The 14,746-nt window shown below is 48.3% G+C and carries 9 protein-coding genes; 6 read left to right on the plus strand and 3 right to left on the minus strand.

Features of this window, described 5'->3' with window-relative positions; all coding sequences use genetic code 11:
* The first annotated feature begins 336 nt into the window (after positions 1 to 336).
* The 5 genes from dnaE to KE626_RS15875 all read left to right on the plus strand — a co-directional run bounded on the left by dnaE (position 337) and on the right by KE626_RS15875 (position 8,561).
* On the plus strand, positions 337 to 3,981 hold the full coding sequence (gene dnaE / locus KE626_RS15855; protein ID WP_211973901.1) for a DNA polymerase III subunit alpha: 3,645 nt from the start codon (positions 337 to 339) through the stop codon (positions 3,979 to 3,981).
* 107 nt (positions 3,982 to 4,088) lie between these two features.
* Complete coding sequence (trxA, locus tag KE626_RS15860) at positions 4,089 to 4,406, plus strand: thioredoxin (protein ID WP_211973902.1); 318 nt, start codon at positions 4,089 to 4,091, stop codon at positions 4,404 to 4,406.
* A 292-nt stretch (positions 4,407 to 4,698) separates the two neighbouring features.
* Positions 4,699 to 6,843, plus strand: coding sequence for a M43 family zinc metalloprotease (locus KE626_RS15865; protein ID WP_211973903.1), 2,145 nt, complete (start codon positions 4,699 to 4,701; stop codon positions 6,841 to 6,843).
* Positions 6,840 to 8,021 carry an aminofutalosine synthase MqnE gene (gene mqnE, locus KE626_RS15870; protein ID WP_211973904.1) on the plus strand — a complete coding sequence of 394 codons (1,182 nt, stop codon included), beginning with the start codon at positions 6,840 to 6,842 and terminating at the stop codon, positions 8,019 to 8,021. The genes KE626_RS15865 and mqnE overlap by 4 nt, the downstream gene beginning before the upstream one ends.
* Before the next feature lie 12 nt (positions 8,022 to 8,033).
* Positions 8,034 to 8,561: a DUF192 domain-containing protein gene (locus tag KE626_RS15875; RefSeq protein ID WP_211973905.1), complete on the plus strand. Its 528-nt coding sequence runs from the start codon at positions 8,034 to 8,036 to the stop codon at positions 8,559 to 8,561.
* 97 nt (positions 8,562 to 8,658) lie between these two features.
* Here the strand turns inward: KE626_RS15875 and KE626_RS15880 are convergent, their stop codons facing one another.
* The 3 genes from KE626_RS15880 to KE626_RS15890 form a co-directional block, all read right to left on the minus strand.
* Positions 8,659 to 9,042, minus strand: coding sequence for a GreA/GreB family elongation factor (locus KE626_RS15880; RefSeq protein ID WP_211973906.1), 384 nt, complete (start codon positions 9,040 to 9,042; stop codon positions 8,659 to 8,661).
* 64 nt (positions 9,043 to 9,106) lie between these two features.
* Positions 9,107 to 10,672, minus strand: coding sequence for an FMN-binding glutamate synthase family protein (locus KE626_RS15885; RefSeq protein WP_211973907.1), 1,566 nt, complete (start codon positions 10,670 to 10,672; stop codon positions 9,107 to 9,109).
* Positions 10,673 to 10,943: 271 nt separating this feature from the next.
* Positions 10,944 to 13,238 (minus strand): PVC-type heme-binding CxxCH protein, encoded by a 2,295-nt coding sequence (locus KE626_RS15890; protein ID WP_211973908.1) that lies wholly within the window; start codon positions 13,236 to 13,238, stop codon positions 10,944 to 10,946.
* Positions 13,239 to 13,388: 150 nt separating this feature from the next.
* On the opposite strand from KE626_RS15890, the gene KE626_RS15895 reads away from it, so the two are divergent.
* Entirely contained in the window at positions 13,389 to 14,651 is a 1,263-nt protein-coding gene (locus tag KE626_RS15895; protein WP_211973909.1) for a NupC/NupG family nucleoside CNT transporter, read from the plus strand.
* The last annotated feature ends 95 nt before the right edge of the window (positions 14,652 to 14,746 follow it).

Here is a 14,746-nt window from a genome sequence, read left to right on the forward strand (position 1 = left end):
TAAAATACAAATATATAGCGATTTACAAATTTGGAATATGCGAATGGGGAGCGCCTTCGGCGCTTGTCTTTGGGCAGGATTAATTTGATTATGATGATTATACTGATTTTATTTCTTTTTTTGAAAGATGATTATTTTTCTTGTAATGCATTAGACAAGGGGATAAAGACAAGGCCCTGAAAAAGCTAAAATCAGTATAATCATCATAATCAAATTAATCCTGCCCAAAGACAAGCGCCGAAGGCGCTCCCCTCCGCTCTATTATCCGCTTTAATACCTTTTTGCTTTCTGCTGCTTTTTAGTTTACTTTTGCTCCTTGACGAAAACGACTCGCTGATGATTTTTTCCCACTTACACGTACATACCCAATACTCGTTACTGGACGGCGCCGCCGATATTAAATCGCTGTATAAAAAAGCGATGGCCTCTAATCAGCCGGCATTGGCGATTACAGACCACGGTAATATGTTTGGCGCATTTCAGTTTGTGGCGGAAGCATATAACAACAAATTAAATCCGGGTGATCCAAAAGATAAAAGACTGAAGGTAAAACCCATTGTAGGCTGCGAATTCTATGTGGTAGAAAACCGTCATAAACGTGCGTTTACAAGAGAGGAAAAAGATATACGCTACCACCAGGTATTACTCGCCAAAGATGATGAAGGCTATCGCAACCTTATCAAACTCTGTTCCCTCGGGTATATGGAAGGACTGTACGGTAAGTACCCCCGTATCGATAAGGAACTGGTGCTGCAGTACCACAAAGGACTGATCGCTACTACTTGTTGTCTTGGCGCCTCTGTACCCCGCGTCATTTTGCGCAATGGAGAAGAAGAAGGCGAAAAAGAATTTCGCTGGTGGCTCGATATTTTTGGAGAAGATTATTATGTAGAGTTACAACGCCACGGCATCCCGGAGCAGGAAAAGGTAAACGTTGTATTGCTGCGCTTTGCAGAGAAATACAATGTAAAGGTGATCGCCTCCAACGACTCCCACTATGTGGATCAGGCAGATGCCAATGCGCACGATATCCTGCTTTGTATTAATACCGGCGAGAAGAAAAGTACCCCTACCAACAAGGATTTTTCGGACGACGACAGCGCCGGCGGCAAGAAAGGACGCTTCGCGTTTTATAACGACCAGTTCTATTTCAAGACAACGGAAGAAATGAGCCAGCTGTTTCATGATCTTCCGCAGGCCATCGATAACACCAACGAAATTGTAGATAAGGTACAGCTGCTGGACCTCAAAAGGGATATCCTGCTGCCCAACTTCCCTATTCCAAAAGAGTTCATCACCCAGGATCAGTACCTGCGTCATATCACCTACGAAGGGGCGCGCAGCAGGTACCTGGAAATGACCGCCGATATTGAAGAACGCATCAACTTTGAACTGCAGGTAATCGAAAACATGGGGTTTGCCGGTTACTTCCTCATTGTGGCCGACTTCATCAAGGCAGGGCGTGAACTGGGCGTATTTATAGGCCCGGGACGCGGATCGGCAGCCGGTTCGGCGGTAGCCTACTGTATTGGTATCACCAATATAGATCCCATTAAGTATAATCTCCTGTTTGAGCGTTTCCTTAACCCGGAACGTAAGAGCATGCCCGATATTGATACGGACTTCGATGATGAGGGCCGTCAAAAGGTGATCGACTACGTAGTACAGAAATATGGCCGTAACCAGGTGGCGCAGATCATCACCTATGGTACCATGGCCGCTAAAATGAGTATCAAGGACGTGGCGCGTGTAATGGACCTCCCGCTGATCGATTCCAACGGTCTCGCTAAACTGGTGCCGGACAAGCCCGGTATTCAGCTGGACCGGATCTTTAACGCCCCCCTCGATGGTGAAAAAAGTCTCGCCGATAAAGAAGGGCTCGCCGGTGAAGACATTGAAAACGTGAAAAAGCTGCGGGAACTCATTAAAGGCGCCGATCTGCAGGGAGAAGTGCTGCGCGAGGCCTGTGTACTCGAAGGCTCTGTACGTAACACCGGTATCCATGCGGCGGGTATCATCATCGCCCCGCAGGATCTGTACGACCTGATCCCGGTGTCGACCGCGAAAGACTCCGACCTGCTGGTGACCCAGTTTGAAGGCAGCATTATCGAGTCGGCCGGCGTAATCAAGATGGACTTCCTGGGGCTGAAAACCCTCACCATTATCAAAGGCGCACTGGAGCTGATCCGTCAGAACCACGGTATCAGCATCGAAATAGACAATATTCCGCTGGATGATGCCAAAACCTACGACCTGTATCAGAAAGGCGAAACAAACGCTACGTTCCAGTTCGAGTCGCCCGGTATGCAGAAGTACCTGCGGGAGCTGAAGCCCGATAGGTTCGATGACCTCATTGCGATGAACGCCTTGTACCGCCCGGGACCACTGGAGTACATCCCTTCGTTTATCCGCCGTAAACATGGCCTGGAGCCCGTACAATACGACATCGCTGAAATGGAGGAATACCTCAACGATACCTACGGTATCACGGTATACCAGGAACAGGTGATGTTGCTGAGCCAGAAACTGGCAGGCTTCTCCAAAGGTGATGCCGACGTACTCCGTAAGGCAATGGGTAAAAAGCAGATCGCGGTACTGAACAAAATGAAGGCCCAGTTCATGGAAGGCTGCGCCCAAAATGGCCACGATCCTAAAGTCTGCGAAAAAGTATGGACCGACTGGGAAGCCTTCGCCTCCTATGCCTTCAACAAATCGCACTCTACCTGTTATGCGTTCGTAGCCTACCAGACGGCTTACCTGAAAGCCCACTACCCTTCCGAATATATGGCCGCCGTACTGAACTGTGCCAGCAATATTGAGAAGATCACCTTCTTCATGGAAGAGTCCAAACGTATGGGCATCGACGTATTACCGCCCGATGTGAATGAGTCGTTCAAAGGTTTTGCGGTGAATAAACAAGGCCAGGTCCGTTTCGGGCTCGGAGGATTGAAAGGTGTGGGTGAGGCCGCTATTGAAAACCTGCTGGAAGAGCGTAAAAAAGATGGTCCTTTCAAAAACATATTCGACTTTATCAAGCGCGTTAACCAACGCGCTGTCAATAAAAAATCACTGGAAGCCCTGGTGATGTCCGGAGCATTCGATAGTTTCCCCGAACTGCACCGCGCACAGTATTTTCATAAACCGGAGGGCGAACAGCTCAATGGCCTCGATAAGATCGTGAAATTCGGTCAGCAGGTAACCGCCGGCTCCTCCAATATGGGCAGCCTCTTTGGCGCCGACGACCTGCCGGATGTGGAACCACCCAAAATTCCTGCATGCGACGCCTGGCCGCTGATCATGAAGCTGAACAATGAAAGGGATATCACCGGTATCTACATCTCCGGACATCCGCTCGATGACTATCGCTTTGAAATGAAACATTACCACATGAACTCCATACAGGAGCTGCTGGAATACCAAACGGAGATTTCCCAGCCCGGCGGCAATGGCGGCCGCTCCAGGGAACGTAACTTCCGCCTGGCGGTATACATTACCGGCGCACAGGAAAGGATTTCCCGTAATAACCGGCAGTTTGGAGTAATGACCATCGAAGACTATACAGGTAAATTTGAATTTGCCCTTTGGAGTGAAGACTTTATCCGCTTTGCCCCCTACCTCAAAGCCGGTCTTTGCCTCTTTATCAATGGCGGATTCAAATCCAAACGCTTCAATGATAACGAGTACGAGTTTAAGGTAAATGGCATACAACTGCTGCAGGAGGTAAAGAAAACACATACCAAGCAGGTGTATCTCAACACCATGCCCAAGTGCATCAACAAACAAACGGTAGACTTCCTGGTAGACAATGTAAACCGCTTCCCGGGTAACAGCGTGCTCCACGTACATCTGACCGACCGCGATGACCAAACACAGGCAAAGCTGCACACTTTTAACCGGAATATTGAGATGAATGACGAGTTGGCGGGTTTCCTGCACAAACAACCGGATATCGATGTGTACATAGAGATAATCAATAAGTAGGATGCCAAAAATGCAGTAATTTGCACTCGGATCAAGATTTGACCATAAGATAACACAAATCAGAAAATCAAAACAATCGTTAAATAAAACTTTTAAAATCACAGAATATGGCTTTAGAAATCACTGATGCGAACTTTGAAACGGAAGTTCTGAATTCCGATAAATTAACTGTTATTGACTTCTGGGCAGAATGGTGTGGCCCTTGTCGCGCTATCGGTCCGGTAATCGAAGAACTGTCTAAAGATTACGCAGGTAAAGTAAATATCGGAAAAGTTAACGTGGATCAGAATCCACAACTGTCTATAAATTATGGTATTACCAGCATCCCTGCGATCCTCTTCGTGAAAGGTGGCCAGGTAGTTGACAAACAGGTAGGCGCTGTGCCTAAAGCTGTGCTGGATAAGAAAATACAGGCCAATATGTAATTTTTATAAAAACTGAGTTTAGGAAGCGTTCCGGATTATTCCGGAGCGCTTTTTTTTTGCCCGGGATTTTCTTGCCCAGGATTAAACTGATTTCAATGATTTTGCTGATTTTATATTTTGAATTTAAAATGATTCTAAAAAGATGAATGGAGATCAACAACCTAATATCTTATTGGTCTTTGCTAATCTTTAAATCAAAAAATATAAAATCAGCAAAATCATTGAAATCAGTTTAATCCTGGGCAAGAAAAATTCCGCTCCTTTGCAGTATCTTCATTCAAATTCTACTTTTTTGCGTCAGAACTTTATAATCATTATCCTTACCTTTTTCTACTGCGCCACGGCCACTGCACAACGAAAATGCGGTACCGCGGAAGCATTACAACAGCGGGTAAAAGAAAAACCATCATTACAGGAGCTTCTTCAGAAAAATGAAACCCGTATGCAACTGGGACAGGTGCAACAGCGCCTCCATGCACGGACAGAAGCTACCCCTCAAACCGTTTCCATCCCCGTAGTGGTACACATTGTACTGGACGATACCTCGCTGGTGACAGCCGCGCAGATATTATCCCAGCTGGATGTACTTAACCGTGATTATAATGCCGCTAACCCGGATGTAAGCCAGGTGCCCGCCGTATGGCAGCCGCTGATCGGCAATACACGTATCAGTTTCTGCCTGGCACAGCGAACACCTGATGATGAACCTACCGATGGCGTAGTAAAGGTAAAAACAGCCCCCGGGCAAACCTTTTCCATTGCCAATGGCGGCGCCGACGCCAAATACAGCAGCACCGGTGGCTCCGATGCCTGGGATCATTCCCGGTACCTCAATATCTGGGTTACCCGGATCTCGGGTAACTACCTGGGCGTAGCCGCCCCTCCCGGTACGGGTTACCCTGTAGAACAGGAAGGCGTCATGATACAATATACCGCCTTTGGCACTACCGGCAGCGTTAGCGGCGTATATAACCTGGGCCGCACCGCCACCCATGAAATTGGCCACTATTTTGGACTAAAGCATATTTGGGGAGATGACAACGGCAGCTGCAGCATCGATGATGGAATCACTGACACGCCCCTGCAGGGCGATAACACCTACGGATGCCCCACATTCCCGAAACTGGATAACTGTACCAATACCGCCCCGGGTATAATGTTCATGAATTACATGGATTATACTGATGACGCATGTATGCACCTCTTTACCACCGGCCAGGTAGACCGGATGCGTTACGTACTGGAAAATATCGCTGCCAGCCTGATGACCTCCAACGGCTGCGTTCCCCCGCTGCTGGTAAATAACGATGCCTCCCTGGTAAACGTCACCGATCCTGTTGGCAAAATATGCAACAACCATATTACACCGGTAGTAACCCTGCGTAACCGCGGCGCTAACCCGCTTACGGCCGTTACTATCTGGTACCAGCTCAATAACGGACCGCTTACTTCCTATAAATGGACCGGCAACCTGGCCAGCCTGAAACAAGCAACCGTTACCTTACCCGGCGCCAACGTAGCCATCAACAGCTATAACCTGAAAGCCTACACGCAATTGCCCAACGGCGTTCCGGATGGCAACATCACCAACGATACTGCGATCAGCCATTTCCGTTATGATGCGGAAGCAACGCTTCCGCTGGAGCAGGGTTTTGAAAATGACAGCTTCCCGCCTCCGGGCTGGGATCTGTACAATCCCGACCGCAGCTTTACCTGGGAGCGCTCCCGCGATGTAGGTAAAGGCAGCAGCGCCTCTGCACTGATCCGCAACCTGGGCTATAACACCAACGATCAAACAGACGACCTCATAACCCCTGTGATCGATCCGCAATCGGCCGATTCTGTGTTCCTCTTTTTCGATGTGGCTGCCGCAGTATATTCCGATCCGGCCGACACCGGCAATTCCTGGGATACGCTGCAGGTACTCGTTACTACCGACTGCCGCCAAACCGGCACCATCCTGTATTCCAAATGGGGCCCCAACCTGATCACCCGCCAGCATGCGGTGCAAACTGAGTTCGTACCAACCGCCGGCGAATGGCGCCGCGATTCTGTGGATCTGACAGCTGCAATACATAAAGGTAAATTTCAGATAGCCTTCAGAAATATCTCAAATTCAGAGAATAACATCTATATTGATAATATAAGGATAGTCAAGAAAGAAGTAAACCCTACCCTCCGGGAAAAGGGCGTTTTAGTGAATCCCAACCCTACCGATGGTATCGTTTGGGTAACGTTTTACCAGGTGCCGGAAGACCTGCAACAGGTGTCCATTTATAATGTGCACGGACAGGTCATTGCTACCCGGAAGGCAGCAGATATTGGCGTCGGTAACCGCCTTACCTTTAATTTGGTAAATGAGCCAAATGGTGTTTATTTTGTAAAATTAATTTACAGGAACAGGGCCAACACCATCAAATTAATGAAAGTAAGATGACGACGAGAAAAGATAATCCGGCGGTTCAAATGCTCCTTCAGCAAGCCAATATAGATGCAGATCTGAAGCGCATAGCAGAAAAGATCCTTCAACAGGAAAGAATAACGCCCGATGAGGGGCTGATCTTATTTGAAAAAGGCGATATCGGCCTGTTAGGTGCCTTAGCCAATCATGTACGGGAACGTATGCACGGTGATAAGACTTACTTCAACCGTAACTTTCACATAGAGCCTACCAATGTCTGCGTATTTACCTGTCATTTCTGCTCCTATTCCCGTTTATACAAAAACAGGGAAGACGGATGGGAACTGAGTATAGACCAGATGATGGATATCGTAAAGAAATACGATAATCAACCCGTAACAGAAGTACATATTGTAGGCGGTGTGCATCCTAAAATGCAACTTGACTTTTTTGTGGAACTGATCAAACAGATCAGGGCACATCGTCCGGACCTGCACATCAAAGGTTTTACTGCTGTAGAACTGGATTATATGTTCCGCAAAGCCAAAGTCAGCATCGACGAAGGCATGCGCATCCTCAATGAAGCTGGTCTCCAATCCATGCCTGGTGGCGGTGCTGAAATATTTGCGCCGGAAGTACGCGCCAAAATATGCCACGATAAGGTGGATGCAGAAGGTTGGCTTGCTATTCACAAAGCCGCTCACCTGCGTGGTATGCACACCAACGCCACCATGCTGTATGGTCACCTGGAATCTTTCGCCGACCGCATCGATCATATGGAACGCCTCCGCAGCCTGCAGGACGAAACCGGTGGTTTCAACACGTTCATCCCGCTGAAATTCCGCAATAAAGGCAATGATATGTCGCATATCCCGGAAAGCTCCATCGTGGAAGATCTGAAACTATACGCTGTAGCCCGTTTGTATATGGATAACTTCCCTCACCTGAAAGCCTACTGGCCTATGTTGGGAAGAAATACCGCACAGCTGACCTTATCTTTTGGCGTAAACGACCTGGATGGCACCATAGATGATACCACCAAAATATACTCCATGGCCGGTTCCGAAGAACAAAACCCTTCGATGAATACCGCACAGCTGGCCATGCTGATCAAACAGGCAGGCAGAAGACCAGTTGAACGCGACACTGTTTACAACGAAATAAAGGATTACACGGAAGTAGTTTTTTCTGATGAAGAACTCCTGATCAAATAGTACATCTGTCTTATGCAATTACACCTGAAATGTATACTGATCGCCAGTTTGTATGCAGCTGGCTGTCACCAGAACGCCGGCAGCAATAACAATACTTCCGGCGACACGGGTTCGGTGGTAACAACGGATGCTGTAACGGAAACCTCCAACGGGAGCGCTTTTAAAAAACAGGGTAGCCTGGCTTTCCTGTCAAAATCCGCAGCAGATACCCTGCGGAAAATTGATATTCAACTTGCCCAAACTGATGAACAACGCTCCGATGGCCTTATGTACCGCAAGTCAATGACCGACGGGCAGGGCATGCTCTTCATCTTCCCCGACATGGAGGAACGCGCGTTCTGGATGAAAAACACCTACATCTCCCTGGATATTATTTACATAGCAGATAATATGGAAATTGTGTCCATTCAGAAATACGCTACGCCCCTGTCAGAAGAAAGTTTACCTTCCTACAAAAAAGCAAAGTATGTACTGGAAGTGAATGGAGGATTCTGCGACAAGTACCATGTTGCTTACGGTGATAAAATCCATTACCAGTAGCTCAAAGCATAAAGCATAAAGCTATTGAGGCGAATGAACCAAGCAAATATTATTTTACGCTTAGTTCATTCGCCTCAATAGCTTTTTGCTTTATGCTTTATACCTTGGGCTCACCCTCCAACAAAAGCCCCACACTCAGTATATGCAGCTGTGTTTTTCCTGCGGGAACTTCCCAGTCAATGGTATCACCGGCGCTGTATCCCAGCAGGGCGGTGCCTATGGGAGAAAGGATCGATAATTTTCCCAGCTGCAGGTTGCTCACAGCCGGCAGTACGAGCTGCACACTTCTCACCTTGCCACTGCGCTCATCCCTGAATTGCAGTGTTGAATTTACCTGTACTACATCGTCAGGTACTTTACCCTTCCTGATCACCGCCCGCTCCAGCTCTTCTCTCAGCTTGTCGGTGCCAGGTGCATGATAGCACAGGGTTTTAAGAATTTCGTAATCATGCAGGGACACGATAATCTGTTTCTTTTTCATGATAACCGGGTTTTGAGCCGGCTTTTACAGGCGGCATTTGTTTGCCGCCTGTAAAAGCGCATAGCTAGTTATTAATCGAAGGCCCCGGATCCAGCAAAGCACCCGCCCTACTGTTATAATCCGGCGCGTAAATTTCCTTGTATGATCGTACATCCGTTCTTGTTACTCTTCTGTATAATGCGGCAGGATTTACCTTGTCTGCCGACGCAAAGCCACAGGCGCCCATCAGTTCCGCCAGGGCCGCAATGGTGTTACGGTGATAGTTGGCCACCCGCACCCGTTTGTCGGCTACGTTAACCCCCTGGTAAAGGGTAGGCTCCTGCGTGGCCACACCCACCGGGCAACTGCCACTGTCGCACTGCAGGGCCTGGATACAGCCTAATGCCAGCATCATACCGCGGGCACTGTAACAGGCATCTGCGCCCATTGCCAATACCTTCATGATATCAAAACCTGTGATGATTTTACCACTCGCCATTACGCGGACATGCTGTTTCAGCCGATAATGCTTTAACTGGCCGATCACCAGTGCCAGCGCATCATACAACGGCATCCCTATGGAGTCCGTAAACTCCAGCGGCGCCGCACCGGTACCACCTTCCGCACCATCTACCGTGATAAAATCGGGATAGATACCGGTGTTTACCATAGCCACACAAATACGTTCAAATTCATCGGCACGCCCTACACATAATTTAAACCCTACCGGTTTACCACCGGAAAGCTTACGCAGCTGTTGCAAAAAGCTCAGCATCTCATATTCGTTGGAAAAGGCCGTATGCGCAGCCGGCGATAACACACTGATACCTGCTTTTACTTTACGGATCGCAGCAATTTCAGGTGTATTCTTCGCTGCCGGTAACACCCCACCCTTACCGGGTTTGGCGCCCTGGCTCAGTTTCAGCTCAATCATTTTTACAGCAGGTTCCACTGCCGCCGCGGCAAATACATCAGGCGAGAAATTTCCTTTATCATCACGACAACCAAAGTAACCGGTACCAATCTGCCAGATGAGGTGACCGCCATGTTGCAGGTGATAAGGACTAATCCCTCCTTCTCCCGTATTATGGGCAAAGCCTCCCAGCTGCGCCCCCCCATTCAGGGAAGCTATGGCGGTTTTACTCAACGCACCGTAACTCATGGCGCTCACATTCAGTAAACTGGCATCATACGGTTTATCACATTGTTCATTACCGATATTAACCCTCAGATCTTCCGGCTTTACTTTCATTGGAAACGCAGTATGGGCAGCCCATTCATATCCCGGCTCATACATGTTATCCAGCGCCCCGAAGGCAACGGTTTGCTTTACATCTTTAGCGCGCTGATACACCACCGCACGCTGACGGCGACTAAAAGGCCGGCCATCAGTATCCGACTCAAAAAAGTACTGGCGCATTTCCGGTCTGATCTGCTCGAGCAGGTAACGCAACCGGCCCAGCAACGGGTAATTGCGCAGTAAAGCATGTTTCCCCTGCAACCGGTCGTACAGGGTCAGCAGTGTAATACCCACCGCCACCGGCAGCAGGAACCACCCACTTAAATATCCGCGATAAAGGCTTGCAGCGACGCTCACATCCAGCAACAGGCATAAAAAATAAATTGCCCATCGTGCTATCCGATGATTCATAAAACTGATTTTATAAGATTGTTTTGGAAAAAATACAAATGGAACTAAACTACGCAGGTAGCCATTCCCCCGGGTACAACGCTTTGTAAACTAAAAGTTGCCCGGGATTAATTGTTGAAGTCTTTGGGGCAGGATAAGAACGGCAATTGGGACCCGCCGGTACGTTTGCACGCACGGGGTGTATTTGGAAAGAATAATATGTTATTTGCCGGATTCAATTAATAACTAATTGTAACCCGGCAAATATAGGACTTTTATTTACAACAAAAGATCAATTCGATAATTCAGCAGCAGTGAAGGGCTTTTGACGGCCGTTAAACTGTTTGCGCACCTGCTGTATATCTGCCGCGGATACTTTGTCGGCTTTGTTTTTCCAGGCACTGCGTAAAAACGTAAGTAACTGCGCTATATCAGCATCATTGAATTCATCGCTGCCGCCAATACCCGGCATATCGCCGTTTATTTCGGGTGCTTTGTATAATTTTCCATGCACTTCCACCGGGCCAGTGAGACCATATAATACGATAGAAATAAATGCTTTCTTATTTCCATTCACCCAGTTGCTTTCGTTCAGCGGCGGCGCCATCGAGGCAATGCCCTCTCCGTGTTTGCCATGACAGGTTTGGCAAACGGTATTAAAGATTTTATACCCCCTCGGCAATGTTTTTCTCAACTCCTCCATCTTTTTTGCAAAAGCTTTGTTCTCCGCATTTTTCAGCACGGCCTCGAGTTGACGGCGCAATACCAGCGTAGTATCCGGATTCCAGGCGATCACCTGTTTCAGTAACGCAGCTTCCCTGTTCGTTGCATTATTGACCAATGCCGCTGCTACATAACGGTTAGGGGCATACGCTTTTATCATTTTATTTTCCAGTTTGCTGCCATTTGCTTTATCCAGCTTCGTTACCACCGGCAGCAGGTAGGCTACAACCGGCGCCAGGTAAGGATTGTCCGACAAGCTATCCAGTGCTACTGTGGCCGCATTGATATTACTGCCGTTTAATACAGCAGGCAGTGCAGCCAACGCCTGTATCTTCAATGCGGCATCCGAAGCTTTCCATACGCCGTTGATATCTTCGATCGTTAGTTGTTGTAATCCTTCCAGGGTCCACAGCGCATGTGTTTGAATAACAGGATCATGGCCGTTCACCAGGAGATCTCTCAACGCAGGCGCCAGTGCTACCAGTTGCTGGTCGATGATCAGCTGTTGTGCCTTATCGCGTTGCGCGCCATTGGGCGATTTTAACTGTTCCGTCAATGCTGCCGGACTATTGGGCACCGCCGGCTTAGCCGCTTGTTTGCCGGCAGGCACAACACGGTAAATACGTCCGCAGTTCAGCGGCTGCGTAAGGCTACGCATTTTCACTTCGTTCTTCAGGTACCCGGTAATGTAGGTTTTATGTTGCAGGATGCCACGGTACATATCTGCGATGTAAAGCGCACCATCAGGACCTGTTTTTAAATCCACCGGCCGGAAACGTTCATCTGTGCTGGCGAGGAACTCCTTACCCTGGTAAGCCTGTACGCCTTTCACCACATAGCTGCTGTCGGACAGGATGTTTCTTTTGATCAGGTTAGCGGAAGGTTCTGCCACAAATGCGTTGCCCTGGTAGGTGGCCGGCAGCAGGTTACCGCGATAGATCAACGGTCCGCAGGCGGCAGTAAAGTTCACCAGCCGCAGGCTATCGTCCAGGGTGCCTTTCATATATCCCCTGTTCACGCCCGGTGTAGGATGTATAGGATAAGTGCGGTTATCGGGTACAATTCTCTCATCAAAGCCGGCTGCATTCTGTTGCTGCGGATTAGCGCCGCCTAATCCGGGTGGAAAGTAGTCGCCCAGCAGGTTTTCCGAGTTGTTGTTATAATAAACACGTCCCTGGTTATCTTGTGTAATACCCCACTGACCACGGAAATGGGTGGTTTCTTTCAGCCACTTGTTCCCCGCCTTACGGTAACGCCTATCCGATTTTGCATTATATATCCAGTTATCCATGGCACGGAGCAACCCATTGGGTTGATGCTCTACGTTACCGCCGGCAGCGTATTGATCATCCACGAGGGTTCTTTTGCCTGGTTTGTCGTTGTTATTTTCTATGAACCAGAGCTGTGGCGGTGTGGCCACCAGCACCCCATTTTCTATTAAACATACCGCCCGGGGCAATACGAGGGAATCGAGGAATACAGTCCGTTTATCCATAACCCCATCGCCGGTGGTATCTTCCAGGATTACAATTTTGCCATCGGGTTTATCTTCTCCCGTACCAACGGTATCAGGCATAAAGCCGGTCATTTCCACTACCCACATTCTGCCGCGTTCATCAAAGGTCATGGCCACCGGGGCCACTACCATTGGTTCGGCAGCTACCAACTGTACTTCCAGTCCCTGGTCATATTTCATGTGACTGATCGCAGTGTTGGCATCGAGTGTTGGAGAGGTGGCAAACTGTTCCCGCATAGCCAAAGAATCCTGTTGACGGCTGTTCCTGTTTTTGTGCTGCTCCCCCTGTCCGCAGGCAAATAGAGCAATAGATAACGTGGTGGTAATAAAATAATGAATACGCTGCATTGTTAGTTTTCAATTGGGAAAAGATAAAAATACATTTCAGAAAATATTTTTTCTGAAAAATTATATGAGATAACAGATTAGCATCTTCAGACGGCAAAAAAACCTATCTTCGTCGCTTCATTGCATACATTTTACGATTTATTTGCATTTATGGAACGCTTTCAGGGCATCATAGGCATTCTACTTATTTTGGGTATCGCCTTTTTGTTTTCTAATAACAAACGCAAGATCAATTACCGGCTGGTACTGAGCGGTATTAGCTTACAGGTGTTAATTGGTATCCTGGTATTTAAGGTCCCCCCGATTACCTGGTTTTTCCAACGGGTAGGCGATGCCATGGGAAAGCTGGAAGGCTTTGCCCGTAAGGGCGCCGCCTTTGTATATGGCGGTATTGGCATTACACAGCACGATGGAAGCGTAAAAGACTATGCAGGTGGTGGTTTTGTTTTTGCATTCAACGTTACCGCCACCATCATCCTGGTGTGTGTGCTGGTAGCTGTTTTATATCATTATGGTATTATGCAGCGCGTGGTAGCAGTTATTGCCCGCGCCATGAACTTTGTAATGCGTGTAAGCGGCGCCGAGGCACTGAGCAATGTGGCCAGCGCTTTTGTTGGACAGGTAGAGGCGCAGGTAATGATCCGTCCCTACTTATCCAGTATGACCAGAAGTGAAATACTGGCTTCCATGAGCGGCAGCCTTGCCTGTATTGCCGGAGGTATCCTGGTAGTGTATGTAAACATGGGCCTGCAGGCGGGATTACATATTGCGCCCTTCCTGATTACTGCCAGTCTGATGGCAGCTCCCGGCGCACTTGTGATTTCCAAGATCGTGTTTCCGGAAACAGAGGAAAGCGTAACCATGGGTCGTGTGAAAATGGAAGTAAAAAGCAACTATACTAACGTGATCGACGCTATTTCGCATGGTGCCGGCGATGGTTTTAAGATAGCCATGAACGTGATTGCTATGCTGATCGGGTTTATTGCTTTTATTGCATTGGTCGATTGGATCCTGATTCATATCGGGCATCTTTTCAACCCGGCCTTTAACCTGAGCCTGGACTGGATCTTTGGCAAAGTATTTATGCCGATGGCCTGGGCGATGGGAGTACCGGAGTCTGATGTGCAGAATGTGGCCACCCTGCTGGGGCAGAAGCTGACCATCAACGAGTTTGTGGCATTCAAAAGCATGACAGATAAAACAGTGCCGATATTAACTTCCAAGGGCATCGCCATTGTAACCATCGCCATAGCCGGTTTTGCCAATTTCAGCAGCGTGGGTATGCAGATCGGTGGTATTGGTGAGCTGGCGCCCGACAGGAGGTCCGACCTGGCCAAGCTGGGGCTGAAAGCCTTGTTATGTGGTACGCTGGCGTCTTATATGTCTGCTGCAATAGCAGGCATATTAATTTAGGCGGATTTTGTCTTTGTGCAGGATTAAACTGATTTTGACGATTTACAGGATTTTTCCTGTGATAATTATAAAAGATTAGGGGAGATAAAAGCATA

This window comes from Chitinophaga hostae (assembly GCF_018224885.1).
GTDB classification, from domain to species: domain Bacteria; phylum Bacteroidota; class Bacteroidia; order Chitinophagales; family Chitinophagaceae; genus Chitinophaga; species Chitinophaga hostae.

What these genes read in the sequence shown, in the direction of transcription:
- dnaE (WP_211973901.1), top strand. Translation starts at nt 337, where the DNA reads ATGATTTTTTCCCACTTACACGTACATACCCAATACTCGTTACTGGAC.
- trxA (WP_211973902.1), top strand. Translation starts at nt 4,089, where the DNA reads ATGGCTTTAGAAATCACTGATGCGAACTTTGAAACGGAAGTTCTGAAT.
- mqnE (WP_211973904.1), top strand. Translation starts at nt 6,840, where the DNA reads ATGACGACGAGAAAAGATAATCCGGCGGTTCAAATGCTCCTTCAGCAA.
- KE626_RS15875 (WP_211973905.1), top strand. Translation starts at nt 8,034, where the DNA reads ATGCAATTACACCTGAAATGTATACTGATCGCCAGTTTGTATGCAGCT.
- KE626_RS15880 (WP_211973906.1), bottom strand. Translation starts at nt 9,042, where the DNA reads ATGAAAAAGAAACAGATTATCGTGTCCCTGCATGATTACGAAATTCTT.
- KE626_RS15885 (WP_211973907.1), bottom strand. Translation starts at nt 10,672, where the DNA reads ATGAATCATCGGATAGCACGATGGGCAATTTATTTTTTATGCCTGTTG.
- KE626_RS15890 (WP_211973908.1), bottom strand. Translation starts at nt 13,238, where the DNA reads ATGCAGCGTATTCATTATTTTATTACCACCACGTTATCTATTGCTCTA.
- KE626_RS15895 (WP_211973909.1), top strand. Translation starts at nt 13,389, where the DNA reads ATGGAACGCTTTCAGGGCATCATAGGCATTCTACTTATTTTGGGTATC.